This window comes from Aerococcus sp. L_32 (genome assembly GCF_050689315.1).
This window is the reverse complement of record NZ_JBOEQF010000847.1, coordinates 1-796: the sequence shown is the minus strand read 5'-3', so window position 1 is coordinate 796 and position 796 is coordinate 1. Positions and strand designations below refer to the sequence as shown.

1 protein-coding gene is annotated in these 796 nt (G+C 41.3%); it reads right to left on the bottom strand.

Annotation, left to right across the window (positions count from 1 at the left end):
• Window positions 1–796, bottom strand: a 796-nt coding sequence (locus ACRCJ0_RS16850) for a DapH/DapD/GlmU-related protein (protein WP_431391306.1), incomplete at both ends; no start/stop codon positions are given.

Below are 796 nucleotides of genomic sequence, written 5' to 3'. Positions count from 1 at the left end.
GAAGGCATTTGCTTCAACATTTACAGGTGAAATGATAGTCACGTCAGACCCGATAAATGAGTTATCCCCGATTGTTGAATGATGTTTGTTCACACCGTCGTAGTTTGCAAAAATCACACCGCAAGAAACATTGATGTTTTTGCCTAAAGTTGCATCACCAATATAAGTTAAATGACCAACCTTAGTGCCCGCACCAATATGCGCTTTTTTAATTTCCACAAAGTTTCCGATATGGGCATTTTCATCAATAACAGATGCCGGACGTAAGTGGGCATTTGGTCCAATATCCACGCCATCGTTCACTTGACTTTCTTCAATTTCAGAAGCACGGACTTTCACACGGTCACCAATCTTAGAATCACGGATTGTTGTCCCTGCGTGAATATGGCAGTCTTCACCAATCACAGTATCCCCTTTAAGGTATACATTTGGTTCAATCACCGTATCCGCACCAATTTCAACGCCAGCTTCAATGTAAACCGCATCCGGATCGACAATCGTTACCCCATTGCGCATATGGAATTCGTTAATACGTTTAAACATGGTTTGGTTAGCTTGAGCTAAAGCCACACGGTCATTTACCCCAAGTGACTCATCTAGGTTATCCATTTGGAAGGCCCCAACAGCCTCGTCAGCTTCCTTCAAGATTTCAATCACATCTGGCAAGTAGTACTCACCTTGCGCATTGTCATTACCGACTTTATTTAAAGCGTCGAATAACAAAGCATTATCAAAAACATAAGTCCCTGTGTTAATTTCAGTAATTAATTTTTCAGCATCATTAGCATCCTTTTGC